The organism is Rhizobium bangladeshense, from assembly GCF_017357245.1.
GTDB lineage: Bacteria > Pseudomonadota > Alphaproteobacteria > Rhizobiales > Rhizobiaceae > Rhizobium > Rhizobium bangladeshense.
Genome location: NZ_CP071612.1, coordinates 3,969,994 through 3,996,118, shown reverse-complemented (window position 1 = coordinate 3,996,118; position 26,125 = coordinate 3,969,994). Strand labels below are relative to the sequence as shown.

The 26,125-nt window shown below is 61.4% G+C and carries 28 protein-coding genes and 1 tRNA gene; 18 read left to right on the top strand and 11 right to left on the bottom strand.

Annotated features, from left to right (window positions below; translation table 11 throughout):
• The first annotated feature begins 52 nt into the window (after positions 1-52).
• Positions 53-976 (top strand): YihY/virulence factor BrkB family protein, encoded by a 924-nt coding sequence (locus J2J98_RS19245; RefSeq protein WP_064713737.1) that lies wholly within the window; start codon positions 53-55, stop codon positions 974-976.
• Here J2J98_RS19245 and gluQRS read toward each other — a convergent pair.
• Complete coding sequence (gene gluQRS, locus J2J98_RS19240) at positions 941-1,822, bottom strand: tRNA glutamyl-Q(34) synthetase GluQRS (protein WP_138396950.1); 882 nt, start codon at positions 1,820-1,822, stop codon at positions 941-943. The genes J2J98_RS19245 and gluQRS overlap by 36 nt on opposite strands.
• On the opposite strand from gluQRS, the gene J2J98_RS19235 reads away from it, so the two are divergent.
• Both J2J98_RS19235 and J2J98_RS19230 read left to right on the top strand, forming a co-directional pair.
• Positions 1,821-2,513, top strand: a complete 693-nt coding sequence (locus J2J98_RS19235; RefSeq protein WP_138396951.1) for a DNA-3-methyladenine glycosylase family protein — start codon at positions 1,821-1,823, stop codon at positions 2,511-2,513. The two genes, gluQRS and J2J98_RS19235, sit on opposite strands and share 2 nt — an antisense overlap.
• 111 nt (positions 2,514-2,624) lie before the next feature.
• On the top strand, positions 2,625-3,182 hold the full coding sequence (locus J2J98_RS19230; RefSeq protein ID WP_064710619.1) for an HNH endonuclease: 558 nt from the start codon (positions 2,625-2,627) through the stop codon (positions 3,180-3,182).
• Positions 3,183-3,193: 11 nt separating this feature from the next.
• Here J2J98_RS19230 and J2J98_RS19225 read toward each other — a convergent pair whose 3' ends face one another.
• Both J2J98_RS19225 and J2J98_RS19220 read right to left on the bottom strand, forming a co-directional pair.
• Positions 3,194-3,709, bottom strand: a complete 516-nt coding sequence (locus J2J98_RS19225; RefSeq protein WP_207601864.1) for a disulfide bond formation protein B — start codon at positions 3,707-3,709, stop codon at positions 3,194-3,196.
• A gap of 20 nt (positions 3,710-3,729) precedes the next feature.
• A complete protein-coding gene (locus tag J2J98_RS19220) occupies positions 3,730-4,320 on the bottom strand; it encodes a YqaA family protein (RefSeq protein ID WP_064710617.1) in 591 nt (196 codons plus the stop codon).
• A 195-nt stretch (positions 4,321-4,515) separates the two neighbouring features.
• Here J2J98_RS19220 and J2J98_RS19215 point away from each other — a divergent pair, with 195 nt between their 5' ends.
• Positions 4,516-4,806, top strand: a complete 291-nt coding sequence (locus J2J98_RS19215) for a hypothetical protein (RefSeq protein WP_064713734.1) — start codon at positions 4,516-4,518, stop codon at positions 4,804-4,806.
• A gap of 13 nt (positions 4,807-4,819) precedes the next feature.
• Here J2J98_RS19215 and J2J98_RS19210 read toward each other — a convergent pair whose 3' ends face one another.
• Positions 4,820-6,568: a cation:proton antiporter domain-containing protein gene (locus J2J98_RS19210; RefSeq protein ID WP_064710628.1), complete on the bottom strand. Its 1,749-nt coding sequence runs from the start codon at positions 6,566-6,568 to the stop codon at positions 4,820-4,822.
• 209 nt (positions 6,569-6,777) lie between these two features.
• On the opposite strand from J2J98_RS19210, the gene J2J98_RS19205 reads away from it, so the two are divergent.
• Both J2J98_RS19205 and J2J98_RS19200 read left to right on the top strand, forming a co-directional pair.
• Positions 6,778-7,023: a hypothetical protein gene (locus J2J98_RS19205; protein ID WP_207601863.1), complete on the top strand. Its 246-nt coding sequence runs from the start codon at positions 6,778-6,780 to the stop codon at positions 7,021-7,023.
• A gap of 169 nt (positions 7,024-7,192) precedes the next feature.
• Positions 7,193-7,480 carry a hypothetical protein gene (locus tag J2J98_RS19200; protein WP_207601862.1) on the top strand — a complete coding sequence of 96 codons (288 nt, stop codon included), beginning with the start codon at positions 7,193-7,195 and terminating at the stop codon, positions 7,478-7,480.
• Between the two features lie 201 nt (positions 7,481-7,681).
• On the opposite strand, the gene J2J98_RS19195 is transcribed toward J2J98_RS19200, so the two are convergent.
• A tRNA-Leu gene (locus J2J98_RS19195) sits at positions 7,682-7,766 on the bottom strand.
• A gap of 126 nt (positions 7,767-7,892) precedes the next feature.
• Entirely contained in the window at positions 7,893-9,188 is a 1,296-nt protein-coding gene (locus J2J98_RS19190; protein ID WP_207601861.1) for an MFS transporter, read from the bottom strand.
• Between the two features lie 118 nt (positions 9,189-9,306).
• Here J2J98_RS19190 and J2J98_RS19185 point away from each other — a divergent pair, with 118 nt between their 5' ends.
• Positions 9,307-9,885 carry a TetR/AcrR family transcriptional regulator gene (locus J2J98_RS19185; protein WP_207601860.1) on the top strand — a complete coding sequence of 193 codons (579 nt, stop codon included), beginning with the start codon at positions 9,307-9,309 and terminating at the stop codon, positions 9,883-9,885.
• Positions 9,886-9,970: 85 nt separating this feature from the next.
• Here the strand turns inward: J2J98_RS19185 and J2J98_RS19180 are convergent, their stop codons facing one another.
• Complete coding sequence (locus J2J98_RS19180; protein WP_064713732.1) at positions 9,971-10,951, bottom strand: aldo/keto reductase; 981 nt, start codon at positions 10,949-10,951, stop codon at positions 9,971-9,973.
• A gap of 197 nt (positions 10,952-11,148) precedes the next feature.
• Here J2J98_RS19180 and J2J98_RS19175 point away from each other — a divergent pair, with 197 nt between their 5' ends.
• The gene (locus tag J2J98_RS19175; RefSeq protein ID WP_207601859.1) at positions 11,149-12,777 is read left to right on the top strand and encodes an AMP-binding protein; all 1,629 of its coding nucleotides are present in this window, start codon (positions 11,149-11,151) and stop codon (positions 12,775-12,777) included.
• Positions 12,778-12,792: 15 nt separating this feature from the next.
• On the opposite strand, the gene J2J98_RS19170 is transcribed toward J2J98_RS19175, so the two are convergent.
• The 3 genes from J2J98_RS19170 to secA form a co-directional block, all read right to left on the bottom strand.
• A complete protein-coding gene (locus J2J98_RS19170; RefSeq protein WP_207601858.1) occupies positions 12,793-14,070 on the bottom strand; it encodes a GNAT family N-acetyltransferase in 1,278 nt (425 codons plus the stop codon).
• The gene (locus J2J98_RS19165; protein ID WP_207601857.1) at positions 14,071-15,486 is read right to left on the bottom strand and encodes a lipopolysaccharide biosynthesis protein; all 1,416 of its coding nucleotides are present in this window, start codon (positions 15,484-15,486) and stop codon (positions 14,071-14,073) included.
• A 178-nt stretch (positions 15,487-15,664) separates the two neighbouring features.
• Positions 15,665-18,379, bottom strand: a complete 2,715-nt coding sequence (gene secA / locus J2J98_RS19160) for a preprotein translocase subunit SecA (protein ID WP_064713728.1) — start codon at positions 18,377-18,379, stop codon at positions 15,665-15,667.
• A 247-nt stretch (positions 18,380-18,626) separates the two neighbouring features.
• Here secA and J2J98_RS19155 point away from each other — a divergent pair, with 247 nt between their 5' ends.
• From J2J98_RS19155 to J2J98_RS19130, 6 genes are all read left to right on the top strand, one after another.
• A complete protein-coding gene (locus J2J98_RS19155; RefSeq protein ID WP_064713727.1) occupies positions 18,627-19,508 on the top strand; it encodes a peptidylprolyl isomerase in 882 nt (293 codons plus the stop codon).
• A gap of 112 nt (positions 19,509-19,620) precedes the next feature.
• The gene (argJ, locus tag J2J98_RS19150) at positions 19,621-20,862 is read left to right on the top strand and encodes a bifunctional glutamate N-acetyltransferase/amino-acid acetyltransferase ArgJ (RefSeq protein WP_064710627.1); all 1,242 of its coding nucleotides are present in this window, start codon (positions 19,621-19,623) and stop codon (positions 20,860-20,862) included.
• Positions 20,843-21,649 (top strand): GNAT family N-acetyltransferase, encoded by an 807-nt coding sequence (locus J2J98_RS19145; protein WP_138396961.1) that lies wholly within the window; start codon positions 20,843-20,845, stop codon positions 21,647-21,649. The genes argJ and J2J98_RS19145 overlap by 20 nt, the downstream gene beginning before the upstream one ends.
• Positions 21,646-22,059, top strand: coding sequence for an 8-oxo-dGTP diphosphatase MutT (gene mutT, locus J2J98_RS19140; protein WP_064710605.1), 414 nt, complete (start codon positions 21,646-21,648; stop codon positions 22,057-22,059). The genes J2J98_RS19145 and mutT overlap by 4 nt, the downstream gene beginning before the upstream one ends.
• Positions 22,060-22,184: 125 nt before the next feature.
• A complete protein-coding gene (locus tag J2J98_RS19135; protein WP_064710604.1) occupies positions 22,185-22,502 on the top strand; it encodes a hypothetical protein in 318 nt (105 codons plus the stop codon).
• Between the two features lie 80 nt (positions 22,503-22,582).
• The gene (locus J2J98_RS19130; protein WP_064710603.1) at positions 22,583-22,750 is read left to right on the top strand and encodes a Flp family type IVb pilin; all 168 of its coding nucleotides are present in this window, start codon (positions 22,583-22,585) and stop codon (positions 22,748-22,750) included.
• Positions 22,751-22,765: 15 nt separating this feature from the next.
• On the opposite strand, the gene J2J98_RS19125 is transcribed toward J2J98_RS19130, so the two are convergent.
• Positions 22,766-23,650 carry a methyltransferase domain-containing protein gene (locus J2J98_RS19125; RefSeq protein ID WP_207601856.1) on the bottom strand — a complete coding sequence of 295 codons (885 nt, stop codon included), beginning with the start codon at positions 23,648-23,650 and terminating at the stop codon, positions 22,766-22,768.
• Positions 23,651-23,726: 76 nt separating this feature from the next.
• On the opposite strand from J2J98_RS19125, the gene J2J98_RS19120 reads away from it, so the two are divergent.
• The 4 genes from J2J98_RS19120 to J2J98_RS19105 are packed head-to-tail and all read left to right on the top strand — an operon-like array spanning position 23,727 to position 26,087.
• Positions 23,727-24,503 carry a ComF family protein gene (locus tag J2J98_RS19120; RefSeq protein ID WP_207601855.1) on the top strand — a complete coding sequence of 259 codons (777 nt, stop codon included), beginning with the start codon at positions 23,727-23,729 and terminating at the stop codon, positions 24,501-24,503.
• Between the two features lie 32 nt (positions 24,504-24,535).
• Positions 24,536-24,793, top strand: a complete 258-nt coding sequence (gene grxC, locus J2J98_RS19115; protein ID WP_064710600.1) for a glutaredoxin 3 — start codon at positions 24,536-24,538, stop codon at positions 24,791-24,793.
• A gap of 11 nt (positions 24,794-24,804) precedes the next feature.
• Positions 24,805-25,662: a carbon-nitrogen hydrolase family protein gene (locus tag J2J98_RS19110; RefSeq protein ID WP_064710599.1), complete on the top strand. Its 858-nt coding sequence runs from the start codon at positions 24,805-24,807 to the stop codon at positions 25,660-25,662.
• A complete protein-coding gene (locus tag J2J98_RS19105) occupies positions 25,659-26,087 on the top strand; it encodes a DUF1178 family protein (RefSeq protein ID WP_138396966.1) in 429 nt (142 codons plus the stop codon). The genes J2J98_RS19110 and J2J98_RS19105 overlap by 4 nt, the downstream gene beginning before the upstream one ends.
• Positions 26,088-26,125: the final 38 nt, after the last annotated feature.

Here is a 26,125-nt window from a genome sequence, read left to right as displayed (position 1 = left end):
ACTCGTTTCCCATATTCGGCCAAACGACACAATCTGGAAAACCGGAGACGGAATGCCGAAGGCGCTGCGCACGATATACGACGTGGTCTATGACGCGATCTGTCATATGGTGGAGGATGACGGCTTTGCGATGGCCAGCCACGTGGCGCTCTCGAGCCTGCTTGCGGTTTTCCCCTTCCTGATCTTCGGCACGGCGCTTGCCAGCTTCCTCGGCGCCGATCAGTTTTCCTCGACTGCCATCCATCTGATCTTCGACACCTGGCCCGAGGCGATCGCCAAGCCTCTCGCTGACCAGGTGCTGCAGGTTTTGACCATTCCTCGCGGCGGGCTGCTTACAATTTCGGTGCTGGCCGCCGCCTATTTCGCCTCGAACGGCGTCGAGGCGTTGCGCATCTCGCTCAACCGCGCGTACAGGGTGCAGGAGACGCGGCCTTGGTATTTCACCCGCCTCGCAAGCCTGGGCTACGTGCTGATCGCCGTCATCATCTTCGCCGCGATCAGCATCCTCCTCGTTGCCCTGCCGCTGGCCCTCGATTATGCGCGCGGCTGGTTTCCGCTGTTTGCCGATACGCTCGACATCGTCTTCAGCTGGCGCGTCTACGGCACGCTCGTCGTGCTCACCGTCGGGCTGCTCGTCGTGCATCTCTGGCTGCCATCAGGCAAGCGGCGGGTCTTCGACGTTATTCCGGGCGTCTTGCTGACGCTGCTTCTCTGGCTCGCCGGTGCGCTGATCTTTGCCTATTATCTCGCGACCTTTGCCAACTATACAGCCACGTATGCCGGTCTCGCCTCGGTTATGATCGTGCTGATCTTTCTCTACATGGTCGGTGTCATCTTCATCATTGGTGCGGAGATCAACGCGGCGCTGATCAAGTTCCGCGTCTTCCGGATGTTCTCCCATACACTTTCGATCGTCGGCAGAGAGCGTGTCGAGCGACGGTCAGAGCCCGACAAGGCGGCGAATATCGGCCCCTGACATGCCCCGGGCACGCAATTCGGCAAGGCCGCTGTCACCTTCGCTTTTCGACAGCTTGCGGCCATCGGCGTCGAGAATGAGACGATGGTGGTGGTAGAGGGGCTGGGGCAGGCCGAGCAGCACCTGCAGCAGCCGGTGCACCGATGTAGCGTGGAAGAGGTCAAGCCCGCGCACGACATGGGTGACGCCCTGCAGCGCATCGTCGACGACCACCGAAAGATGGTAGCTGGAGGGGGCATCCGAGCGCGACAGGATGACGTCTCCCCAGACCTCGGGTTCGGCGGCGATTTCGCCCGTCCTGCCGTCGCCGGTTTCCGTCCAGAACAGCAGTTCGCCGATCAGGTCGAGCGCCCTGCGCATATCGAGCCTCCAGGCGTGCTTTTTCCCGGAGGATACGATATCGCGCCATTCGGTCTCCGGCCGCTCGCGATCAACCGGCGGATAATGCGGCGTGCCGTCGGGATCGCGCGGCCAGGATTGCCCCGTTGCTTCGTAGGCGGAGACGCGCGCCTTCACCTCGCCGCGTGTCAGGAAGGCCGGATAGACCAAGCCGCGCTCGATCAGCGCGTGGAGCGCTGCCTGATATTCGGGGAAATGTTCCGACTGGCGCCGCACCGGGCTTTCCCAATCGATTTCAAGCCAATCGAGGTCCCTCAGGATGCCGGCCTCGAATTCAGGGGTGCAGCGCGTCTGGTCGATATCCTCGATGCGCAGCAGCAGGCGGCCCTTTGCGCTTTCAGCCATGTCGCGGTTCAAGATGGCTGAAAGCGCATGGCCGAGATGCAGCGATCCGTTGGGGCTCGGAGCAAAACGAAAGACAGGTTTTTGACGCTCGCTCGTGGTCATGCTTTCTTCTGCCACGGATTTCAGTTTCGAACCACTGGGAGGACGGGTGCAGATCATCCGCAACGACCATGACGTCAGGCTGGGGCTCGAAGCGCTGCTGCGCCTCGACCCGCGCCTTTCCCCGATCGCCGCGGATGCGGGGCCTCTTCCACTGCGGCTGCGCGAACCGGGTTTTGCCGGCCTTGCCCATATCATCGTCTCGCAAATGGTTTCGCGCGCCAGCGCCGAGGCGATCTGGCGCCGCATGCTGCCTGCGGACGGGCCGCTGACGGCTGAAGGTTACGTGCTGCTTGCCCCCGATGCATGGCGGCAATTCGGTCTGTCGCGCGCCAAGGCCGACACGCTGTCGCGGGTCGCTGAAGCCGTTGCCTCCGGTCGTCTCGATCTTTCCGCACTCTGCCTGAAGCCGCCGCATGAAGCGCTTGGCGAGTTGACGGCGCTGAAGGGCGTCGGCCCGTGGACGGCGGAGGTCTATCTGATGTTCTGCGGCGGCCATGCCGACGTCTTCCCGGCCGGCGACGTCGCGCTGCAGAACGCCGTCGGCGCCGCGCTTGGACTTGCGGCGCGGCCGCAGGCAAAGGCGCTTGCGAAGCTTTCCGAGATCTGGTCGCCGTGGCGCTCGGTGGCCGCCCGGCTTTTCTGGGCCTATTACGCCGTGAAAATGCGACGCGACCTATTGCCGATCGGCTGATCGGCCACGCTCTTCAAATTGCCTTTATCCTCTGAATTTATTGGACTTCACAATCCTGTAACAACCGGCCTAATATACAGGTGCAGATGCCGAATCGATCAGGAGAGTCCCTTGACGATTGCAGTCTCCCCGCAGGCCCTGCCGGCGCTCGTCCTGAACGCCGACTACCGGCCGCTGAGTTATTACCCCTTGTCGCTTTGGTCCTGGCAGGACGCGATCAAGGCGGTGTTTCTCGACCGTGTGAATATCATCGCGGAATATGAACATTCGGTTTCCTCACCGAGCTTTTCGATGCGGCTTCCGAGTGTCGTGTGCCTGAAGACTTACGTTCAGCCGTCCCGCAATCCCGCCTTTACCCGGTTCAACGTCTTCCTTCGCGACCGGTTCGAGTGCCAGTATTGCGGCTCTCACGACGATCTGACCTTCGATCACGTCATCCCGCGCGCCCATGGCGGCGAGACGACCTGGGAGAATGTCGTGGCAGCCTGCTCGCCCTGCAATCTGCGCAAGGGCAGCAAACTTCCGAAGCAGGCGGGCATGTTCCCGGCGCAAAAGCCCTACCAGCCAACGGTGCAGGATCTCCATAATAACGGCCGGCTGTTTCCGCCCAACTATCTGCATGAAAGCTGGCTCGACTATCTCTACTGGGATACCGAACTGCAGCCCTGATAGGGCTCGCCTCAGGCAGATTTGCGGACGCCGACGAAGGCGAAAGCTGAGAGCAGAATGCCTGCGATCACGTTCCAGCCTGCAAAAGACAGGCCAAGCACTCTCAGCGCTGCATCGGTGCAGGATGGGCCTTTGATCGCATTGAGTTCGGTCAGCAGATCGCCGGCATTGCTCGTCATGCCGTTTGCAGTCGTCGAGCAGGTCGCCGGCCCTGGCCAGAAATGCCATTCCACGCCGGCGTGATAGACGCCCATGCCAGCCGTCACCAGCATCAGGACACCGGCCGCGAGAATGAGCGCCCGGGTGATCCAGTTCGGCAGGCCGACGAGCGAGGAGACCGCGCCGATAATGGCGATCGGGATGGCATAATAATAGGGCTGGCGCTGCAAGAGGCAGAGCGCACAGGGAATATAGCCGCCGATATATTGGAAGCCGAGCGCCGCGCCGACTGCTGCCGCCATGCCGATGGCGAGCAGCAGGGAATAGGTAAAGCCGGGGCGGGCGAGCGGCGAGGGGGTGGCAGTCATGGCGGAACTCCGCAAGTGTCCTAGTGAGCGAAAGAGCGGTAGCCGACATATAGCACGATCAGGGCACCGGCACCGACGCCGACGATCTGGCCGAGGCGCTTCTCGATGAAATGGCGGATGGGCTCGCCGTAGCGGCGCAGCAGCCAGGCGAGGAACAGGAAACGCGCGCCGCGCGCCACGATCGCCGAAACGATGAAAAGACCGAGGTTGACGTGGATGACGCCGGACAGGATGGTCACGATCTTGATCGGCGGCAGATGTGCGAGGCCTGAGGTAATAAGCAGCAGGAGGATCGTCTCGTAGGTGACATACGCCTTCATCTGCTCAAAGGCGTCGAGCTTGCCGTAGAATTCGAGAACCGGCCGGGCCACCGTCTCATAGGCGTAATAACCGAGTGCCCAGCCGGCGATACCGCCGAGGACAGAAGCCAAGGTCGCCACGACAGCGTAGCGATAGGAGCGTTCCGGCTTGGCGAGCGCCATCGGCAGGAAAAGTACGTCGGCGGGAACGAGAAAGACGGAGCTTTCCACGAAGGCGATAACGGCGAGCCAAACTTCGGCCGATTTGCGCGAGGCCAGCGACATGGTCCAGTCGTAAAGTCTGCGAAGCATCCCATTCCTTTCCTGTTGCGGTGCAAAAAGCTTTAGGGTCCATGTGCGGCGCTGTAAATGGTTGCCCGTGTCCTTCGTGCCACCGCTGTCTAAAAATTTTGTGATACCGAGGCGTCGCTGCCCCTCCCCGGATTTCATAGGATTGCGAATCGGCCATTCTACGGCAAGGTTGGTATCGTCGACGTGCAGGGTGGCATGAGAATGTTCAAAGTGATCGAAGGCGGCCTTGGGCGAGCCGTCCAAATGAATGACCGGGCCGAAGCGGGTCCGGGACCGAGCAGGGAAGACGTGCGCCGGGAAGCGGCGCGGCGACTCAACGAGAGCGGTTATCACATGTCCCGCGTCCGCGAATTTGTCACCGGCGCGCCGATGGTTGCGTCCCTGAAATACCTGTCGCTGCAGATCGATTTCGCAGCCGAGACCTTGTCGCGGCTCGACCCGATCCCGGATGATTTCCGCTCCGATGGCTACTGGCCGGCGGGTTGAGACGATCACCGCCTCAGGAAAGATCCATTGATTTTTCCCATTGCTGGCGCAGCACGTTCATCTCCGTGCGTTTCTGCGCCATTTCGCTGACGATGGCGCGCAGATTGGGGTGGTGCGACATGAACATGTTGAAATCGCGCCGCTCCAGCACTTCGAACTGGCAGAAGTCGACGGCGATGACGTCCGCCGTGCGCCTTCCACCGCTCAGCAGCGCCATTTCGCCGAAGAAGGAACCCGGTTCCAGGCGGATCGCTCCGCTGGCGAGCCGCACTTCGACCGCGCCTGAGGAAATGAAATACATGCTGTCGCCGCGGTCGCCGCGACGGATGACACGTTCGCCGGGTGGAGCCGACCTCGCCTTGAAAAGCAGCAGCAGCTCTTCCTGCGCATCCTCGCCGACCTGGGAAAACAACGGGAAGGTTTCGATCAGCTGCTGCATCTTCAACTGATGCTGGCGTTCGCGTTCCTCGCCGAGCGCTCTGATCTTTTCCAACTCTTTGCCGAGCGTCTTCTGCCTTTTTCTGCCGAAGCTTTCGAAGAGCACGGGCCAGTTCGAATGGATATATTTCCTCATGCCTTCGGTCGCGAAGATCACAATCGGGTTGAGTGTGATCGACAGGATCGCTGCAGCAAGGATCAGATCCTGGCCTTCATGCGGCAGAAGCCCTAGCGAGACGCCGAGGCCAGCGAGGATGAAGGAAAATTCGCCGATCTGGGCAAGACCGCCGGCCAGGGCCAAACCCATGCCGATCGGATATCGCAGCAGCATGACGATCGCGAAGGTGATGACGGCCTTGCCGAGGATGACGAGCGCCAGGGCGCCGATCACGGCCAGCGGCTGGCGCACAAGAATCGAGGGATCGAAGAGCATGCCGACGGAGACGAAGAACAGCACGGAGAAGGCGTTCTGCAACGGCAGCGAATCGGCCGCCGCTCTGTGGCTGAGCTGGGATTCGCTCATGACGACCCCGGCGAAAAAGGCACCGAGCGCAAAGGAGACGCCGAAAATCGCCGCCGAGCCGAAGGCGATGCCGAGCGCGATCGCCAGCACCGTCAGCGTGAAGAGTTCGCGCGAGCCGGTGCGGGCGATCATGGTCAGCAGCCAAGGCACGATACGGGGGCCGAGGAAGATCGCCATGGCGGCGAAGGCCAGCACCTTGAACAAGGTCAGCCCGATCGTCAGGGCGAGCGGCAGCTCGCCGAGGCCGTGATTGGTCGCATCGACGGCGTGGCCGCCGAGAAGCTCTGCCAGCGCCGGCAACAGCACCAGCGCCAGTACCATCGCCAGATCCTCGACGATCAGCCAACCGACGGCGACGCGCCCGCTTGGCGCATTGACGAGATTGCGCTCCTCCAGCGCTTTCAGGAGCACGACCGTACTCGCCACCGAAAGGCTGAGTCCGAAGACGATGCCGGCGCCAAGGCTCCAGCCCCAGAGCTTGCAGAGGCCTATGCCCAGCAATGTGGCGAGGAAAATGCGGCCGATCGCACCTGGCACGGCGATACCGCGTACAGCGAGCAGATCGGAGGCCGAAAAATGCAGGCCGACGCCGAACATCAGCAGGATGACGCCCATTTCGGCGAGCTGCCCGGCAAGGGCGGTGTCGGCGACGAAGCCCGGCGTGAACGGGCCCATCAGGATGCCGGCCATCAGATAGCCGACGAGCGGCGGCAGTCGCAACCGGTCGGCGCCATAACCGAGGACTGCCGCGAAAACGAAACTGACGGCGACCGTCGCGATGAGTCCTACTTCCTGATGCACGTCTGCCCTCGTCTGATGGTAACGGCCGCCACCTTGGACGAAGCTCAAGCAAAATTAAATAGTTGATTTGCGTTTTGCGGCTGGTCTGGGAGGCGTCGGCCTAGTCGCGAACAATAAATTCCACTTCGATTCCAGAATGACAGGTTTGCCGCTGATGTCGGAACCACTTCCCTTTTGCTTCGTAGGCCCTTTAGACAAGGAGAAAGGACATGAGAAAGATCAATCTGAACTGTGCCGTGGCGGCCCTTGCCACCTGCTCGTTTGCAGCGCCTGCTCTCGCGATGATTATCGTTACGAGGGGGCCGGCATTCACCATGAGTGAACGCGGCGTCACTTTCGGTGCTGTGCGCAAACGTGAGCACCGCCGCTATCGACATGATGGCTGCGAAACCAGGTGCGCCCCCCGTCAGACCGATGAAGGCGAGGTGACCAGGACGGCAAGGCGCTGCTATTGACGAAAATTCGCTACAAGGACGAAACCCGGGCCCCTTGCTAGCCGGGTTTTCTCCTTTCATGGGCACGGACAGCTCATTGCGGTGGTGGAAGTGATCAGGCGGTGTTATGAGCACCCATTCGTTCGAAGCGCATTCCCAGCGCATAGAACCCCGCACAGGAAATTTCATTATGATTGAGCTTACCCCATCCCAGATCGCCGCACTCAAACTCGCGAGGGGTGGAGATCTTTATCCTCAGCCGGCGAACAAATGGACGCATCAGAACGCGACGGTGACCTACGCAAAGACCGACCGCTGGAAAGAGCGGCCGCAGAAGGTGAAATCGGTCACGGCAAAGACGCTGGGCGAGTTGAACGAGCCGGGCTTGCTCGAGCGGCGGCACCTCAACGATGACGCATCGAAAGATGTTTACGGCATCACCATGGCCGGCAAGATGTGGCTGCTGAAGAACAAGTAGTTTTCGGTCAGACGTGCATTCGTTCCGTGCTTCCGCGTCAGCTCGATGATGCGGAGGCGCGACACGATTGTAATGGGGATGATGGTGCCGCTAAGCGGAGCATATGAACCAGTCCGCCTTTGTTCCTGACGGACTGCGGCGAGACAGCCTCCGTTTGGCTGCTCTTTTCGGCTCGCCGAGCCGCAGCTCACAGAGCGTAGATGGTGCCCCATGCCGGGGTCGAACCAGCACTTCTTTCGAAACTCGATTTTGAGTCGAGCGCGTCTACCAATTCCGCCAATGGGGCAACGGATACGGACGGGCGGCTGTCTAACATGCGAGCACCCGCGCGCGCAAGACGGGCCGGCGAAGTTATCGCAATGGAGCGTTGGAGGATCCGGCCTGGTTTCGAAAGGCCGGATCTCTTTTCATATCAGTGGGCGGCGGCAGGTGCCGCGCTGGGAAGGCCGGACTTCTTCAGCGTGATCGCGAGAAGCGAGGCCAGGAGGCAGAAGGCGCCGGCTACGAAGAAGGCGGGCAGGTAGCTCGACAATTCCGTGCGCGATAAGCCGGCGCCATAGGCGGCGGTGGCGGCGCCCAGCTGATGTCCGGCAAAGACCCAGCCGAAGACGATGCCGGCCTTTTCTCGGCCGAAGCGGTCGGCGGCGATCTTGACGGTCGGCGGCACGGTAGCGATCCAGTCGAGACCGTAGAAGATGGCAAAGATGGAAAGGCCGTAGAAGCTGAAATCGCTGAAGGGCAGGTAGAGCAGCGAGAGGCCGCGCAGACCGTAGTACCAGAACAGCAGCCAACGATTGTCGAAGCGGTCGGAAAGCCAGCCGGAGCCGATGGTGCCGAAGAAATCGAATATGCCCATGACGGCGAGCACGCTGGCGGCAGCCACCGGCATGATGCCGAAATCGCCGCAGAGAGTGACGAAGTGGGTCTGTATGAGGCCATTGGTGCTGAGGCCGCAAATGAAGAAGGTGGAGAAGAGGATCCAGAACGTCGAGGTCGTCGAGATTTCGCGGAGCGTGGTGATCGGCGTCATCAGCGCAGCGCCGAGCGTGGTGCGCGGCGGCGCAGGCGCGACATGGGTTTCTCCGAGTGACGGCAAGTTCACGTCCGAGGGGCGGTCGCGCATGAAGAGTAGGACGAGAAGGGCGGCAGCCATGATCATGGCGCAGACGAAGAACACGGTGGCACGCCAGCCGTAACGTTCGGTGAGTTCCGCCATCAGCGGCAGGAAGACCAGCTGGCCGGTAGCCGAACTTGCCGAGAGCATGCCGACGACAAGGCCGCGATGCTTGACGAACCAACGCGCCGATACCGTTGCCGCCAGCACCATCGCCGTCAGACCGGTGCCGAAGCCGACGACGATGCCCCACAAGGCCAGCAGATGCCAAAGCTTGGTCATGAAAAGCGAGCCGATGAAGCCCGAGCCGATCAGCGCCATTGCAAAGACGATGACTTTTCGCACGCCGAAATAATTCATGAAGGCGGCGGCGAACGGACCCATGAGGCCGAAAAGGATCAAGCGTACCGCCAGTGCGGACGAAATCTGTGAGGTCTCCCAGCCGAACTCGTCCTGGAGCGGTTTGATCAGGACGCCGGGCGCACCCATGGCGCCTGCCGTCACCAGCATGGTCAGGAAGGTCGCGGCAACGACGATCCAACCATAGTGAATGTTGCGCCGGGCAAGAGAGGAGGCAAGGGCCGTGGAAACCATAAGGGAAATTCCGTTCGAACTTAGGTGGGAAGCAGTTTTACATGATGGTCATCATAATTCTTGCTTATTGATGATGGACATCATATATTTTGTCAAGCGACTATTTCTGGAGACGAAGATGCGGGTCAGCCGCGAGAAATTTGCCGAAAACCGGGAGAGGATCCTCAGTGTTGCCGGCGTGCTCTTTCGAGAGAATGGTTTCGACGGCGTCGGCGTCGCTGACATCATGAAGGCGGCGGGGCTGACGCATGGTGGCTTCTACGGCCATTTCAGCTCCAAGGACGAGCTGACGCTTGAGGTCAGCCGCAAGCTGATCGACAAGGTCGAGACGCGCTGGAAGGAACATATTGCCGAGTCTCCGGACAGGCCGCTGCAAGCACTTCTCGACCATTATATCCACTGGCGCACGGTTGACGATCCGGGCGGCAGCTGTGTCTTCGCGACCTTGATTCAGGAGGTGAGCCGCAGCCGCGGCGCGGTTCGCGCTGTCTTCAGCGACGGGCTGTCCGTGCTGGTCGACACGCTTGCCGATATCGTTCCCGGCGAGACCGAGGAGGAGCGCCGCGCCAATGCCGCGACGACCCTCTCATCAATGATGGGGGCCGTAATTCTTGCCCGCGCCGTCGAGGACAGGGCGCTTGCCGAGCAATTTCTGGTGACGATGCGCCGGCAGCTCGATCCCGCCAATCGGACATAAATCCCGATCGCGGAGCCGATGCTCCGACCCTATCCAGGCCAGGCAGAACAGGGAATTTCATGTCCTTCTGCCTGCCGACCGGCCACTATTTGAAGCCGGCGACGGCATGCGGGATGTAGGGCGCTTCGAGTGCAGCGATTTCATCGGCGGTGAGTTTGACGGACAGCGAGGCAACGGCATCCGTCAGGTGGTTCGGTTTGGATGCGCCGATGATCGGGGCGGTCACCATGCTCTTCTGCAGGATCCAGGCGGTGGCGACCTGAGCGCGCGAGATGCCGCGGGCTCTGGCGATTTCGGCGACGGCATCGACGATCTTGCGGTCGGCATCGATGGACTGGGTGTAAAGCGTCTTGCCGAATTCGTCGGTTTCGCTGCGGGCCGTCGTCTCGTCCCAGTCGCGGGTCAGGCGGCCGCGGGCCAGCGGGCTCCAGGGGATGACGGCAATTTTCTGGTCTTCGCAGAAGGGCAGCATTTCGCGCTCCTCCTCGCGGTAGAGCAGGTTCAGGTGGTTCTGCATGCTGACGAACTCGGTCCAGCCGTTCAGCCGGGAGACGTAGAGCGCCTTGGCGAACTGCCAGGCATACATGGATGAGGCGCCGATATAACGCGCCTTGCCCGATTTCACGATGTCATGCAGCGCTTCCAGCGTTTCCTCGATCGGCGTCGTATAGTCGAAACGATGAACCTGATAGAGGTCGACATAGTCCGTGCCGAGGCGGCGCAGGCTATTGTCGATCTCGTCGAAGATCGCTTTGCGCGACAGACCGGCACCATTCGGGCCAGGTCGCATGCGGTTGAACACCTTGGTTGCCAGCACGATGTCCTCGCGTTTGGCGAAGTCCTTGATGGCGCGGCCGACAATCTCCTCCGACGAGCCGTTGGAATAGGTGTTTGCTGTGTCGAGAAAATTGATGCCGAGGTCGATCGCCTGCTTGATCATCGTCCGACTCTCCTCTTCCCGCAGGCTCCAGGCATGATTGCCGCGCGCAGGGTCGCCGAAGGTCATGCAGCCGAGGCAGATTTTCGATACTTCGAGGCCGGTCTTTCCAAATTTGACGTATTCCATGAAACGACTCCAGAATTGAGATAACCCCCACGCGGCGTTTCAACATCTAGTGCTAAGCCGCCAAAGATGCAGGGGGACTGAACGAGGAATCTGCGGATGGTAAGTACAACGATGCGTGATGGGCAGCAGTTGGTCTGTGGCTTGCGCATCCGCGCCTCAAGGTGTTAGCTGCTGCAGCATTTCACCGGAATCCGACTATGAGACTGCCGTCCCTTGATCGTTATGACGATCTCTACCGCGATTTTTCCTGGCGGATTCCAGAGGATTTCAACATCGGCCGCGCCGTCAGCGACGAATGGGCGGCGCGAGATCCAGAGCGCGTCTGTCTGGAGCATTTCAGCGAGGGCGGCGACCATCTTTCACTGACCTATGGCGAACTTTCCGGTGCCTCTTCGGCGTTCGCGAATGCGCTGGCGTCGCTCGGCATCGAGCGCGGCGATCGCGTTGCTCTGCTGATGCCCCAGTCCTTCGAGACCGTGATTGCGCACGTCGCGATCTATAAGATGGGTGCGATCGCCCTGCCGCTGGCTTTGCTGTTCGGCGTCGAGGCGCTTGAATATCGGCTGAGGATCTCAGGTGCGGCGGCGATCATCACCAATGATTTCGGCCTCGATCGCGTCCGGCAGATCCGCGACCGTCTGCCGGAGCTGCGACATGTGATCAGTGTCAGCAACGCTGCCGACGCCCTCTCCTTTGCCGATCTGACCGCCTCGCATGCGCCGGTCTTCGAGGGAGAGAAGACAAAGCCCGACGATCCGGCGCTGATGATCTTTACCTCGGGCACGACCGGGCCGCCCAAGGGCGCTTTGCATGGCCACCGTGTTCTGCCCGGGCATATTCCCGGCATGCAGTTCGCCCATGAAGGGTTTCCAAAGGCGGGCGACAAGGTCTGGACCCCGTCCGACTGGGCCTGGGCGGGCGGTCTGCTCAATGCGTTGCTGCCGAGCCTTCTGCTCGGCGTTCCGGTCGTCTCATCGCCGGCGCAGAAATTCAATGCCGACATGGCCTTTCGGATCATGGCGGAGATGAAGGTGCGCAACGCCTTCATCCCGCCGACGGCGCTTCGGCTGATGCGGTCTGTTTCCGATCCCAGGTCGCAATATGATCTGGTGCTGCGCACCATCGGCTCGGCGGGAGAAGCGCTCGGCCGGGAGACCTATGATTGGGCGCGTCGCACGCTCGGCATCACCGTCAACGAATTCTACGGCCAGACAGAGTGCAATTTCGTGCTGTCGTCGAGTGCCGCCTTTGGCGTCACGAAGGCCGGGGCCATTGGACGGGCGGTGCCTGGACATCGCGTCGCGATCGTCAGCGAGGCCGCCGACGAATTGCCGACGGGCGAAGCCGGCCAGATCGCCATCGCCAGTGCCGATCCCGTCATGTTCCTCGGTTATTGGAACGACGCGGCGGCGACCGAGCGAAAATTTCTCAAGGGCTGGCTGCTTACCGGCGACATCGGCCGGCAGGACGAAGACGGCTACGTCACCTTCGAAGGCCGCGACGACGACGTCATCACCTCGTCCGGATACCGCATCGGCCCGGCCGAGATCGAGGATTGCCTGATCGGCCATCCCGCCGTGCAGCTTGCCGCAGCCGTCGGCAAACCTGATGCCGTGCGCACCGAGATCGTCAAGGCCTACATCGTGCTGTCGCCCGATCATTCGCCGAGCGAGGCGCTGGCCGCCGAAATCAGGGAATGGGTGAAGATGCGGCTTTCGATGCACGAATATCCGCGCGAGGTGGAATTCGTCGAGTCGTTGCCGCTGACGACAACAGGCAAGGTGATCCGCCGGCTGCTGCGGGAGAAAGCTGCGGCTGAGGGCTAAGCATTCCGGAGTTGCTTAGCCTCGGCCAGCGAGCGACATAATCTTCTCGCGCAGCATCTTCGCCATGTTGCGGGTGCTGCGATACATGTGGAGCTGGGCGGCGACCTGGCGCATGTCGCGGTCGCCGTTCTGCGTCAGGCCGATGACCAAGGTCCCCATCTCCTCGCGCTCCTGCCAAAAGCGGCTCATGATCGGGTGGTCGGAGACGGCGCAGGAATCCGAGCGCACGATGTTGGCATCGTCGAGGTGCCATTCCGTGAGTTCGCTCATCAGGAGCTTGCCCGGCGAATAGCGGGCATAGTTCTCGTCATAGGCCGTCTTCCAGGTATAGGCCTCGCCGCCCATCATCAGCACCACGATGGCGGCGATGGCCTTGCCGTTGAGATCAATCGTATGGATGCGCACGGCGTCGACGGCGGCAAGGTTCGAGACGGCCTCGCGCGCGAAGGCGGTATGATAGCGATCGGTGACGAGAGCGCTTCGCCGCTTGCCTTTCCAGCCGCCGGCTTCCATCGCCAGAAACTCCTCGAACCGGATGTGGACTTCGCGCGGCTGGCGCGCGACGGCGTAGACGGCCGTTCCCTGTTCCTCCAGCAGGCGCCACTGGCGGCGCATCTCGCGCATATGCGAGGAGGATATGGTTTTGCCGAGATAGGCAGGCGCCTCCTCCTCGCTCTGCAGCATCGGTCGCAAATAGGGATTGGCCACAGTGAGCGGAAGGTTGCGGCTGAGTGCCACGGCCTTGAGCATGCGCACGAAAATTCCGTTCAACCTCAGATCCGGCAGGACCAGGGTGCTCGGCAGGTTGAGATCAGGAACGGTCAGCCCCTCGAAGAAATTGTCGAGGGTTTCGGCCGCATCTTCGCTATCGACGAGCGGCGTGCCGAGCGGGCCGAAGCTGTTCGACCAGCCGCGGATGATCGAGGGGCCGACCGCAAAACCGGGTCTATCGATGGAAAACGGGAGGAGGAAGCGCATCCGGCTGCGGCCGGCATTGTGGTCGCGGATCAGGGCGAAGTTCACCTGCCGGTCTTCGATCCGTGGCATGGCGGGCGCGAGGAAGCGGCCGGAGAAAAAGACGTTCGGCTCCATCGCCCGGTTGGAGAGGAAGTCGAGCTCGTCCTGAAGTTCGTAGCCGAGCTTGCCGGGGTAGAGGCAGAGTTCGCGCCCCGGCCGGCCGATCTCGGCGCGGGCCTCGGCCTGCGGCGCTTCGAAATGCAGCGCCGCAAGATCATGAATCATGCGGTTGGAGATACTGTCGGTGCTTTCGGTGACTGGGGGCAGGCGCACCATCTATCGAACTCTCATTTCTGGCGTTGCGGCGGAGGGGCTGGCGAAGGCGAAGAGAATGATGCCGAGCGAGCGGCGCACGGCGACATGCAGGAGGATAGCCTCGACCGCCATGGCCGAGGCCGTGGCGACGGCGGTGCCTTCGATGCCGTAATGCGGGATCAAAGAAAGGTTGAGGCCGACATTGGCGGCCAATGCTCCGGCATAGAGCGTGACACAGAGGTTCTGCTTGCCGGCCATCATCAGCAGCGTTTCGGCCGGGCCGACCAGTGACTTGGCAAGGATGCCGGCAAGCAGGATCGCCATCAGAAGATAACCTGACGTGAAGGCGTCGCCAAACAGCGACAGCAGCAGATGGCCGGTTGCGAGCACGACGAGGCCGACCCCGAGCGCCGGCCAGAAAGTCCAGCGGGCGGCGTCGGCGGCGGCGGCCGCCAGCTGAGCATGGTCGCCTTCGGCGATAATCGAGGAAAAGCGCGGGCCGGAAGCCGCCTTGACCGAGAAATTGATGAAATGCACCAGCGCCATGGTCTTTGCGGCGGCGAAATAGATGGCGACGTCGTGCGGCTCAAGAAAAATGCCGACGACGATGACATCGGAATTGGTGAGCAGGAAACTCACACCCTCGATCAGGAAGATCGGGAAGGCGACGCTGAGCCAGGCGAGGAATTCGACCTTGCGCGGCCCCTCATCATAATGCCGGCGAAGGCGGTGGAGTGTCGCGCCATATTGGCCAAGCGCAGTGACGAAGGTGGCGGCAAGCGCCGCCTGCATGGCGGTGACGGCCGTGTGCTCTGCGCCAACCGCAATCGCAGTCAGCATGAAGGCGATGATGAGGATCGGCCGGATGATGTAGACCGGGCTCAGCGCCATCACCGGCCAATGGTTCGCCCGCGACGTGCCTTCCAGTATGTCGCCAAGTGCGATCATCGGCATGGCAAGCAGGCCTAGGAAGATCGGGACGAGATAATAGGTCTCGATCATATCCCCGAACAAATGCAGGCCGATCATGCCGGCGGCGAGCATTACCGTGCCGGAAAGCATTGCGAATATGCGTGCCGTGCCTGTCAGGCCGCGGATTTCATCGAAGGCGCCCGCCGCCTTGTATTGCGGGAGAAAGCGCACGATCGCGGTGTGGAAGCCAAGGCAGGAGAGATCGCCGAAGACGACGATCAGCACCCAGACGAAAACGAAGATACCATATTCATACTCGCCCATCAGCCGTGCGAGCACGATCTGCGAGATGAAGGCGAGTGCGGCACTGAGGATGCGGATCGAGAAGGCCGTCAGCGCCATGCGCCGGGCTGCAGCCTTTTCGCCACGTTCGGTGAACATGGCGGCAAACATTCGCAGCGTACGGCCGCCGATCGGGCGCAGGCCCGCGGGCAGCACTTTCTCCGCTGTTTCTATGACCGCCATGATAAACACGCAAAACTCTGAGGTCAGGCAAATCGTCCCTGAAGTCTTGACAGAACAGGGTTAAGAAACGGTTCCGGATTTGGGACTGCCATTCGACTGTAAAGGCAGAGTTTTCGGTGCTGCCGCAGAAAAGAAAATGCCGCCCGGAGGCGGCATTTTCCAGCTTTTGCATCTTGATTCAGACCTGCTCGAAGGCGCCGTGGCAATGCTTGTACTTCTTGCCTGAGCCGCAGGGGCAGGCCTCGTTGCGCCCAACCTTGCCCCAGGTGGCAGGGTCGTCGGGATTGCGGTTCTCGGGCGAGACCATGACTTCGGAGGCTTGGTAGATCGGGGCGAAATCGTCTTCGCCTGTCGTCGGATCCAGGTGATGAGCCTGCATCACCGGCGGTTCGGGCTCGGCGGGCGCCTGCTGCACCAACTCGACGCGCATCAGCTGGGCGGTGACGGCCTCGCGCAGATTGTTGAGGAGGCCGGTGAAGAGTTCGAAGGCTTCGGACTTGTATTCCTGCAACGGGTCGCGCTGGGCGTAGCCGCGGAAACCGATGACTGAGCGCAGATGGTCGAGGTTGACGATGTGCTCGCGCCAGAGATGATCGAGCGTCTGCATGACGATCGAGCGTTCGACATAATGCATGATGTCGTCGCCGAAGCGCTCCGCCTTTTCGGTGAAGGCGGCGTTGGCAGCTTGTGTCAGGCGCTCGCGAATATCGTCCTCGCCGATGCCTTCTTCCTTGACCCACTCCTCAATCGGCAGATCGAGGTTCAGGATGTTGGTAACGCCGGTCTTCAGGCCGACGGCATCCCATTGCTCGGCATAGGCGCGCTCGGGGATATGCTTTTCGACAAGATCCTCGATCACTTCGCGGCGCATGTCGGAGACGGTCTCGGAAATATTGGTCGATTCCATCAGCTCGAGACGCTGCTCGAAAATCACCTTGCGCTGATCGTTGAGGACGTCGTCATACTTCAGCAGATTCTTGCGGATATCGAAGTTGCGGGCTTCGACCTTCTTCTGCGCGCGCTCGAGGGCCTTGTTGATCCAGGGATGGACGATCGCCTCGCCCTCCTTGAGGCCGAGCTTGGTCAGCATGCTGTCCATGCGATCGGAGCCGAAGATGCGCATCAGGTCGTCCTGAAGTGAAAGGTAGAATTTCGAGCGGCCGGGGTCGCCCTGGCGGCCGGAGCGGCCGCGCAACTGGTTGTCGATGCGCCGGCTCTCATGGCGTTCGGTGGCGATGACGTAGAGACCGCCGGCGGCGAGCGCCTTCTGCTTGAGCTCCTTGATCTCCTCGACGATCGCCTGGACCCTGGCGTCGCGCTCCGTACCGGCTTCGACTTCGCCGAGTTCGCGTTCAATACGCATTTCCAGGTTGCCGCCGAGCTGAATGTCGGTGCCGCGGCCGGCCATGTTGGTGGCGATCGTGACGGCGCCCGGCACGCCTGCCTGGGCGACGATATAGGCTTCCTGCTCGTGGTAGCGGGCGTTCAGCACCTGGAAGTCGTTGAAGCCCTGCTTGCGCAGGCGCTCGGCGAGCAGCTCCGACTTCTCGATCGAGGTCGTGCCGACGAGCACCGGCTGGCCGCGTTTATGAGCATCGAGGATTTCGTCGATGATCGCCTTGAACTTTTCGTCGAAGGTCCGATAGACCTCATCGTCCTCGTCGATACGCTTGATCGGCAGGTTGGTCGGGACCTCGATGACATCGAGATTGTAGATATTGCCGAATTCCTCCGCTTCCGTCTGCGCCGTGCCGGTCATGCCGGCGAGCTTGTCGTACATGCGGAAGTAGTTCTGGAAAGTGATCGAAGCGAGCGTCTGGTTTTCCGGCTGGATCTGTACCTTTTCCTTGGCTTCGAGTGCCTGGTGCTGCCCCTCCGAATAGCGCCGGCCCGGCATCATGCGGCCGGTGAATTCATCGATGATGACGACTTCGCCGTTGCGGACGATGTAGTCCTTGTCGCGCTGGAAGAGTTTGTGGGCCTTCAGTGCATTGTTGATGTGGTGGACGATGGCCACATTCTCGATGTCGTAAAGGCCATTGCCCTTCAAGAGGCCGGCCTGGCGGAGCAGATTTTCCAGCTTCTCGGTGCCTTCTTCGGAGAAGTTGGCGGAGCGCTGCTTTTCGTCGATTTCGTAATCGCTAGGCTCCAGCAGCGGAATGAAGGCGTCGATCGTATTGTAGAGTTCGGAGCGGTCGTCGAGGGGGCCGGAGATGATCAGCGGCGTGCGCGCCTCGTCGACGAGGATCGAGTCCACTTCGTCGACGATCGCGAAATTGTGGCCGCGCTGGACCATCTGATTCTTCTCGTACTTCATGTTATCGCGCAGATAATCGAAGCCGAGCTCGTTGTTGGTGGCATAGGTGATGTCGCAGGCATAGGCGGCGCGGCGCTCCTCGTCGGAGAGACCGTGGACGATGACACCCGTGGTCATCCCGAGGAAGCCGTAGACGCGTCCCATGTTCGCGGCATCGCGCTGGGCGAGATAATCGTTGACGGTGACGACGTGCACGCCCTTGCCGGAAAGCGCGTTCAGATAGACCGGCAGCGTGGCCACGAGGGTCTTGCCTTCGCCGGTCTTCATCTCGGCGATCGCATTCGAGTGCAGGATCATGCCGCCAATCAGCTGTACGTCAAAAGGTCGCAGGCCGAGAACGCGGCGCGAAGCCTCGCGCACGACGGCGAAGGCGGGAATCAGAATGTCGTCGAGCGTTTTGCCTTCGGCAAGAAGAGCACGGAATTCGACGGTCTTTGCCGCGAGCTGCTCGTCCGTCAGGGCTTTCGTCTTCTCTTCGATGGAGTTGATCGCAGTGACGTTCGGCTGGAAGGACCGCACGCGGCGATCATTGGACGACCCAAATAACTTGCGGGCTATACCGCCAAAGCTGACCATGTGACTGGTCCTTTCTCAATATTCATCCGCCACGCTTCTTGTCCGCGGCCCAGCCGAAAATCAGGCGCACGCCTTTGAAACGCCCGGAAACTGTTCTGGACGCGAGGTTGCGTGACAGATAAGAGGGGGGTCGAATGATGTCAACGGATTTGGCGGATACAGAAAGGCCACAATCCGGTGTTGATGGCTATTTTGAGCTGGAATAGGCGACGCTGAAGCCGGCGATGTAACTGTGAAGGGTTATTTGATGTTGAGCACCAATAAATTCGCCACGCTGGCGTTTGCAACTTTCGTTGCATTCCAGGCTCCGGCCCATGCAGAGGACGCCGTCATCGCCAAGGTCGGCAATCTTGAGATCCACCAGTCTGAACTCGATCTCGCCGTCGCCAACCTCGATCCGCAGCTGGCACAGCTTCCCGACGACCAGAAGAAGGTCGCAGCCCTGTCCGCCGCCATCGATGTGAAGCTGCTTGCGGCCGGCGCTACGACGGAGAAGCTCGATCAGACCGACGAATTCAAGAGGCGCATGCAGTATCTCTCCGATCGCGAGCTGCACAATGCCTATTTCAAGAAGCACGTCGTCGACACCGTGACCCCTGAAGAAATCAAGGCTCGCTACGACAAGGAGGTCGCAGCCCTGCCGAAGCAGGAGGAAGTCCACGCCCGCCACATCCTGGTCAAGACCGAGGACGAAGCCAAGGACATCATCAAGCAGCTCGACGCCGGCAAGGATTTCGCCGAACTTGCCAAGGAGAAATCCACCGACCCGAACAAGTCGGAAGGCGGCGATCTCGGCTATTTCTCGCGCGGCCGCATGGTCAAGGAATTCGAGGACGCGGCCTTCGCGCTCGAGAAGGGCACCTATTCCAAGACGCCCGTCAAAACCGATTTCGGCTATCATGTCATCAAGGTCGAGGACAAGCGCGACGCTCCGCCGCCGCCTTTCGACCAGGTGCAGGACCAGGTTCGTCAGCTCGTCATGCGCGACAAGTATCTTGCCCTCCTCAACCAGGCCAAGTCGTCTGCCAAGATCGAGATCTCGGACGAGGCGCTACGCAAGGGTTACGACGAGGCCAACAAGCAGCCGGAGCCCGGCGCCGAACCCGCCCAGCCGGCGCCGAAGCAGTAATATCCGCATCAGGGCCCGGTTCTTCCGGGCCCTTCGTTATCGTTGTTGTCGCATTTCCGGACGGCGAGCCGGTTCTTCAGTCGCCGGGAAATGCTCATTGGCAGGTTTCATCATGTCCGGTTCCGTTTCGCCGCTCGCCCCGAAATCCTTCGTCCCGATGCCTTCGCTGCGCGGCGTGCGCATGGCGACCGCTTCGGCCGGCATCAAGTACAAGAACCGCACCGACGTGCTGATGATGGTCTTCGACAAGCCGGCATCGGTCGCGGGCGTCTTCACCCGTTCCAAATGCCCTTCGGCGCCGGTCGATTTCTGCCGTGCGAACCTGCCGCACGGGAGTGCACGCGCCGTCGTGGTCAATTCCGGCAACGCCAATGCCTTTACCGGCATGAAGGGCCGCCAGGCCACAGCGCTGACGGCGAAGTCGGCTGCTGCGGCAATTGGCTGCAGCGAGAATGAGATCTATCTCGCATCGACCGGCGTCATTGGCGAACCGCTCGATGCCACCAAATTCTCAGGCGTCCTTGACAGGATGCAGGCCGAGGCGACCGGCGATTTCTGGTTCGAAGCCGCCAAGGCGATCATGACCACCGACACTTATCCCAAGGTTTCGACCCGCAGCGCCGAGATCGGCGGCGTCGCCGTGACCATCAACGGCATTGCCAAGGGCGCCGGCATGATTGCGCCCGACATGGCGACGATGCTCTCCTTCATCGTCACCGATGCCGACATCGCGCCCGCAGCGCTACAGGCGCTTTTGTCCGACGGTGTCGGGCCGACCTTCAACTCGATGACCGTCGACAGCGACACGTCCACCTCCGACACGCTGATGCTGTTTGCGACGGGTGCGGCGGCCGAAGACGGCCAGCCGCACATCGACCGCGCCGATGATCCGCGTCTTGCCGCTTTCCGGGCAGCCCTGAACGAAGTGCTGAAGGATCTGTCGCTGCAGGTGGTGCGTGACGGCGAAGGCGCCACCAAAATGCTGGAAATCACCGTGACCGGCGCCGAGAGCGATGCCGCCGCCAAGCGCATCGCGCTGTCGATCGCCAACTCGCCGCTGGTCAAGACGGCTGCTGCGGGCGAAGACGCTAACTGGGGACGTGTCGTCATGGCAGTCGGCAAATCGGGGGAGATGGCGGATCGCGACCGGCTTGCCATCTGGTTCGGCGATATCAGGGTCGCGGTCAATGGCGAGCGCGATCCCGACTATTCCGAGGAAGCAGCCTCGAATGTGATGAAGGCACAGGATATCCCCGTCAAAGTCGATATCGGCCTCGGCACTGGATCGGCAACCGTCTGGACCTGCGACCTCACCAAGGAATATGTTGCGATCAATGGCGACTATCGGAGCTGATCGTCCATTGGTGCAGGCATCCATATCTTCGCAGAATCTGCCGCTGGTCCGCAGGCTGGAGGCCGTCGGCTTTCGCGCCTGGCCGGCGGCATCCGTGCAATATGACGGCAGCTGGCAGGTGCGGCTGACCGCGGGCCATCCGTCCAACCGGCTGAATTCCATCGTGCCGCTCGATCCCTCGGATCATCGCGATGTCGAGATCCGTCTGGAAAAGGCGAGCCGGAAATTCGAGGCCTATGGCCGCGCCGCCGTCGTCCGCCAGACGCCGCTCGCGTCGCCGGTGCTGATCGAGCTTCTCAGCGCCCAGAACTGGACACGGTTCGACGAGACCGTGGTGATGACCTGCAATCTGGCCGAGGCTGAGCTGCCGGATACGCTCGATCACCTGCCAACCCATGACGTCGGCCGTTTCGTCGATGCCAACCTGGCGGTCGACGGGGCGCCGCCGAGCCTGAAACCGGCGCTTGCCGAAATCATTTCGGCGATCAAGCCGCCGTCGGGTCTCTTCATGATCGAGAATGCGGTGGAGGGACCGCTTGCGACCGTGCTCTGCGTCCAGGACAACGATCTTGCCGGCATCATGTCGCTTTCGGTCTGCGAAACGCGTCGGCGCGAGGGGCTCGGCACCGAAATCCTGACCTCGGCGCTGCGCTGGGCGCGCATGCGCAGCGCCCGCTCGGCCTGGCTGCAGGTCAAGCTTTCCAATCGTCCGGCCATTGCGCTCTACGAGCGCCTCGGTTTTCGCGGCGCCTATCACTATTGCTATTGGCAGCGGGAGTCGCGATGAGCGAGGCAGGTCGGAAGATATTGCTGGTCGCCGCCTGTGCGCTGATCGATGCCGACGGGCGTATCCTATTGGCACAACGTCCCGAGGGAAAGTCGCTGGCCGGGCTCTGGGAATTTCCCGGCGGGAAGGTAGAACCCGGCGAGACGCCGGAGGAGACGCTGGTGCGCGAACTCGAGGAAGAGCTCGGCATCAAGACCAAGATCGCCTGCCTGGCGCCGTTCACCTTCGCCAGCCATTCCTATGAGACGTTTCACCTGTTGATGCCGCTCTATATCTGCCGGCGCTATGAGGGCATTGCCCAGGGCCGCGAAGGGCAGGCTTTGAAATGGGTGCGCGCGCAGGCCCTTCGGGATTACCCTATGCCGCCGGCCGACGAGCCGCTTATCCCGATGTTGCAGGATTTACTTTAGCGTTAGCTGATTATTGTTGTGCAGCCGCGTTTTCCGCTGTGGATATTAATGGATCGTTTAACACCTTCTGCCAAAGATCAGCCTCAATCAAGCATCTGGCGTGCGTATTTAAAAGGCTTGACGTCATGGACGATGATTTCTGGAAAGCTGTCCGGGAAAAGGAACGGGCTGCGTCTGCCTCGCGCAGGACGGGCGCGCTCAATATCGCCCTTCTCTTTGGCACGGCCGTGGTCGCGCTAACGCTGATCCTAACCCCGATGCTTGCGGATTCCTCCAAGAAAAGCGTCTTTGCGAGCGCGCCGGTTGATTTCGATACGATCACAACCGGGTCGATTCCGAAGAACGAAAGCGGCAAGCACTATACGATTCGCCGTAGCGTCCTTCAGGATACGCCCGGCTCCGTCTGCGTCGTCCAGGGCTACGGCGTCGGCGCCGGCTGCTGAAGCCGGTTGCTTGGAATGACTGCCATCGCCCGGTGGCCGTGGAATTGATCGTTGCAGGCGTTCACGCAGAGGGTTGGGTAATGCGTCTTTGGAAAGCATTTCTTGCAGATGACACAGGTGCGACGGCGGTCGAATACGGCCTGATCGCCGCCATCATTTGCACTGCGCTTGTCTCGGGTCTCGGCATCTTCACCGGCAGCCTGCAGAACGTCTTCAACATGGTCACCAACAATATCACCGTCAATTGAAGAAGCTGCCGATGATCACTGCCTGAGCTTGTGTTCGTCCACTTTCAGGGCGTCGGCAAGACGTGCTTTGGCCGTGCCCGGCTGAAGCGGCTTCTGCTGGCTCTCATGCGGAGCCCATCCGGAGACATAGATGATCGAGAATGTCGCGCGAATGCGTCCATCGGCATCGGAATATCGCTCGGCGTAGATCTCTGCGGCGCGCAGGAAGAAGGCCCGCGTCAGCGGCATGCGACTACGGGCGGCAAGCGGATTGCTCATGCCCATCGCCCTGAGATCGCGCATCAGCGGAAAGAGCGAGTCATATCGGACCGTATAGTTCTCAGCGTCGATCACCGGCAGGGTGAAGCCGGCGCGCTGCATCAGACTGCCGATATCGCGCACATCAGCGAAGGGGATGACGCGGGGGCTTGCGCCGCCCGTCATCTCGAGCTCGGCAGCCAAAAGCACGTCGCGCAGCTCCTGCAGCGTGCCGGCGCCGGGGATGGCCGCCAGGAACAGGCCGTCCGGCTTCAGAGCGCGGCGAACCTGGATGAAAACGCCAGGCGTGTCGTTGGTCAGATGCAGGCTGAGCGGCGCAAGGATGAGGTTGGTCAATTGGGGCGCAAGCGGCACCTCCTCGAGCGGCGCCTCGACAAGGGTTTCGCCCGGGCCCGCATAGGCCTTCTCGCTTTCGACGCGGATCATTGTGCCAATCTTGCCCGTCGCCATTGCCGCGCGGGCGGCTGCACCGGTTGTGCCATGCAATTCAACGGCGGTTTCGAAGCGCCGCTCGACGACAACAAGCCTCTCGGCCATTTCCTTGGCTGCGATCTCAAGCAGGAAGGCGGCTTTCAGGTCATTATTGACAAGCGCGCGATGACGGTGTGCGGCGATCAGGGCTCTATCGAAGATCGTTTCCATGGTATGTCCATAGTCCCGGCTGGCTGCAGCGGCAAGGCGATTTTCCTTTCGAAGAGAACAGGCTAGTCTCGACCTTATGAAACGGATCCACTCCGAAAGACCGGCGGATTTGCTCCGGGCGCATCTCCTGCGACCGTTTTCGGCGCTTGCCGATTTTCTCTATCCGCCCGCCTGTTCCGTCTGCGGCATTTCGACCGGCGGCCATCGTGGGCTGTGCGCGAAATGCTGGTCCGGCATCCGCTTCATCGAGCGGCCCTATTGCGAAGTGCTCGGCATTCCCTTCTCGCATGATCTCGGCGCCGGCATCCTCAGCGCAGAGGCGATCGCCAATCCCCCGCCTTTCGACCGATTGCGGTCGGCGGCGACGCATGACCATGCGGTCCGCGATCTTGTTCACGGGTTGAAATATCGCGATCGCACCGATCTGGCGCCGATGATGGCCGGCTGGATGCTGCGTGCCTCCGACGGTGCGGTCGAAAGCTGCGACGCGCTGGTCCCGGTGCCGCTGCACCGCACTCGCATGCTGGCCCGTAAGTTCAACCAGGCTGCCGAACTTGCCCGCCATGTGGCGAGGCTATCGGACAAACCGCTGCTTGCCTCCACGCTCATCCGTCTCAAGCGCACCAGCCAGCAGGTCGGCCTCGGCGCCAAGGCGCGCGAGGACAATGTCAGAGGTGCTTTCGCGATTGCCAAAGGCTGCGAGAGCGACGTTTTCGGCAAGCGTATCGTGCTCGTCGACGACGTCTATACGACTGGGGCAACGGTCGCCGCCGCAAGCCGGACGCTGCGTAAGGCGGGTGCGGCGGATATCACGGTTTTAACCTTTGCAAGGGCCATTTCCGAGCCTATATGACAGAAAATACCCGGCATTCGTCTGGAGATATCATGGTACCCGTCACGATCTATACACGGCAGTTCTGCGGCTATTGCGCCCGCGCCAAGTCCCTGCTCGAACAAAAGGGCGTCGAATATGTCGAGCACGACGCCACCTATTCGCCGGATCTACGCCAGGAGATGATCGGCAAGGCAAACGGGCGGACGACCTTCCCGCAGATCTTCATCGGTGCCGAGCATGTAGGCGGTTGTGACGATCTCTTCGCGCTGGATCGAGCCGGCAAGCTCGACCCGATGCTGGCGGCCTGAAGGAAGATCCGATGAGCTTCAAGGCCGCCGCTGTTCAGATGTGCTCCGGGGTCGATCCCGCAAGGAATGCCGCCGCCATGGCGCGGCTGGTGCGCGAGGCTGCAGCGCAGGGCGCGACCTATGTGCAGACGCCTGAAATGACGGGCATGCTGCAGCGTGACCGCGATGCGGCACGCGCCGTGCTTGCCGACGAGACGCACGATATCATCGTCAAGACGGGCTCCGAGCTTGCCAGGGAACTCGGCATCTACATGCATGTCGGCTCGACGGCGATCGCGCTCGCCCATGGAAAGATTGCCAATCGCGGCTTCCTCTTTGGTCCTGACGGCCGGATTCTAAATCGCTACGACAAGATTCATATGTTCGACGTCGATCTCGACAACGGCGAGAGCTGGCGCGAGAGCGCCGCCTATACCGCGGGCTCGGAGGCACGCGTCTTGTCGCTGCCCTTTGCCGAAATGGGTTTTGCCATCTGCTACGACGTCCGCTTCCCGGCGCTTTTCCGCGCTCAGGCCGTTGCCGGCGCCGAGGTGATGACGGTTCCTGCCGCTTTCACCAAGCAAACCGGTGAGGCGCATTGGGAAATCCTGTTGAGAGCACGGGCGATCGAAAACGGCGTCTTCGTCGTTGCCGCAGCGCAGGCGGGCCGGCATGAGGACGGGCGCGAGACCTTCGGCCACTCGATGATCATCGATCCCTGGGGCACCGTGCTGGCCTCGGCCGGCGCAACAGGCGAGGCGGTCATCGTTGCCGAGATCGATCCCAGCGCGGTCAAGGCCGCCCATGACAAGATCCCGAACCTGAGGAACGGTCGGGAATTCTCGGTCGAGAAGATCGCGGGGGCAGTCGCAGGAGGCGTCGCCGCTTGATCCGCTATTCCCTTACCTGTGACAATGCGCATGAATTCGAAGGCTGGTTTTCAGAAAGCGCCGATTTCGACCGCCAGCTCGCGAGCGGCTTCCTGACCTGCCCGGTCTGCCATTCCGCCGCCGTGTCCAAGCTCCTGATGGCGCCCTCGGTGTCGACCGCGCGCAAGAAGGATGAGAGGCAGACGTTGGCGATGGATGCCATGCGCCGGGAGGCCCTGCAAAAGCTGAAAGAGGCAGTTGCGGCCGTCAAGGCCAATTCCGAGGATGTCGGCACGAAATTTCCCGAGGAAGCCCGCAAGATCCATTATGGCGAGGCGGACGCCCGGGGCATCATCGGCCAAGCAACCGTCGACGAGGCGCAGGCGCTCGTCGACGAAGGCATCGAGATTGCTGCCATTCCCGTTTTGCCTGAGGACGTAAACTGAGATGCAGTCATGCATATGGCCACGGGAGCAGATGCTGA

Excerpts from the sequence above, each read along its gene's own strand:
- J2J98_RS19245 (WP_064713737.1), top strand. The coding sequence starts at position 53 with ATGCCGAAGGCGCTGCGCACGATATACGACGTGGTCTATGACGCGATC.
- J2J98_RS19235 (WP_138396951.1), top strand. The coding sequence starts at position 1,821 with ATGCTTTCTTCTGCCACGGATTTCAGTTTCGAACCACTGGGAGGACGG.
- gluQRS (WP_138396950.1), bottom strand. The coding sequence starts at position 1,822 with ATGACCACGAGCGAGCGTCAAAAACCTGTCTTTCGTTTTGCTCCGAGC.
- J2J98_RS19225 (WP_207601864.1), bottom strand. The coding sequence starts at position 3,709 with ATGACTGCCACCCCCTCGCCGCTCGCCCGCCCCGGCTTTACCTATTCC.
- J2J98_RS19220 (WP_064710617.1), bottom strand. The coding sequence starts at position 4,320 with ATGCTTCGCAGACTTTACGACTGGACCATGTCGCTGGCCTCGCGCAAA.
- J2J98_RS19215 (WP_064713734.1), top strand. The coding sequence starts at position 4,516 with ATGAGAATGTTCAAAGTGATCGAAGGCGGCCTTGGGCGAGCCGTCCAA.
- J2J98_RS19205 (WP_207601863.1), top strand. The coding sequence starts at position 6,778 with ATGAGAAAGATCAATCTGAACTGTGCCGTGGCGGCCCTTGCCACCTGC.
- J2J98_RS19200 (WP_207601862.1), top strand. The coding sequence starts at position 7,193 with ATGATTGAGCTTACCCCATCCCAGATCGCCGCACTCAAACTCGCGAGG.
- J2J98_RS19190 (WP_207601861.1), bottom strand. The coding sequence starts at position 9,188 with ATGGTTTCCACGGCCCTTGCCTCCTCTCTTGCCCGGCGCAACATTCAC.
- J2J98_RS19185 (WP_207601860.1), top strand. The coding sequence starts at position 9,307 with ATGCGGGTCAGCCGCGAGAAATTTGCCGAAAACCGGGAGAGGATCCTC.
- J2J98_RS19180 (WP_064713732.1), bottom strand. The coding sequence starts at position 10,951 with ATGGAATACGTCAAATTTGGAAAGACCGGCCTCGAAGTATCGAAAATC.
- J2J98_RS19175 (WP_207601859.1), top strand. The coding sequence starts at position 11,149 with ATGAGACTGCCGTCCCTTGATCGTTATGACGATCTCTACCGCGATTTT.
- J2J98_RS19170 (WP_207601858.1), bottom strand. The coding sequence starts at position 14,070 with ATGGTGCGCCTGCCCCCAGTCACCGAAAGCACCGACAGTATCTCCAAC.
- J2J98_RS19165 (WP_207601857.1), bottom strand. The coding sequence starts at position 15,486 with ATGGCGGTCATAGAAACAGCGGAGAAAGTGCTGCCCGCGGGCCTGCGC.
- secA (WP_064713728.1), bottom strand. The coding sequence starts at position 18,379 with ATGGTCAGCTTTGGCGGTATAGCCCGCAAGTTATTTGGGTCGTCCAAT.
- J2J98_RS19155 (WP_064713727.1), top strand. The coding sequence starts at position 18,627 with ATGTTGAGCACCAATAAATTCGCCACGCTGGCGTTTGCAACTTTCGTT.
- argJ (WP_064710627.1), top strand. The coding sequence starts at position 19,621 with ATGTCCGGTTCCGTTTCGCCGCTCGCCCCGAAATCCTTCGTCCCGATG.
- J2J98_RS19145 (WP_138396961.1), top strand. The coding sequence starts at position 20,843 with ATGGCGACTATCGGAGCTGATCGTCCATTGGTGCAGGCATCCATATCT.
- mutT (WP_064710605.1), top strand. The coding sequence starts at position 21,646 with ATGAGCGAGGCAGGTCGGAAGATATTGCTGGTCGCCGCCTGTGCGCTG.
- J2J98_RS19135 (WP_064710604.1), top strand. The coding sequence starts at position 22,185 with ATGGACGATGATTTCTGGAAAGCTGTCCGGGAAAAGGAACGGGCTGCG.
- J2J98_RS19130 (WP_064710603.1), top strand. The coding sequence starts at position 22,583 with ATGCGTCTTTGGAAAGCATTTCTTGCAGATGACACAGGTGCGACGGCG.
- J2J98_RS19125 (WP_207601856.1), bottom strand. The coding sequence starts at position 23,650 with ATGGAAACGATCTTCGATAGAGCCCTGATCGCCGCACACCGTCATCGC.
- J2J98_RS19120 (WP_207601855.1), top strand. The coding sequence starts at position 23,727 with ATGAAACGGATCCACTCCGAAAGACCGGCGGATTTGCTCCGGGCGCAT.
- grxC (WP_064710600.1), top strand. The coding sequence starts at position 24,536 with ATGGTACCCGTCACGATCTATACACGGCAGTTCTGCGGCTATTGCGCC.
- J2J98_RS19110 (WP_064710599.1), top strand. The coding sequence starts at position 24,805 with ATGAGCTTCAAGGCCGCCGCTGTTCAGATGTGCTCCGGGGTCGATCCC.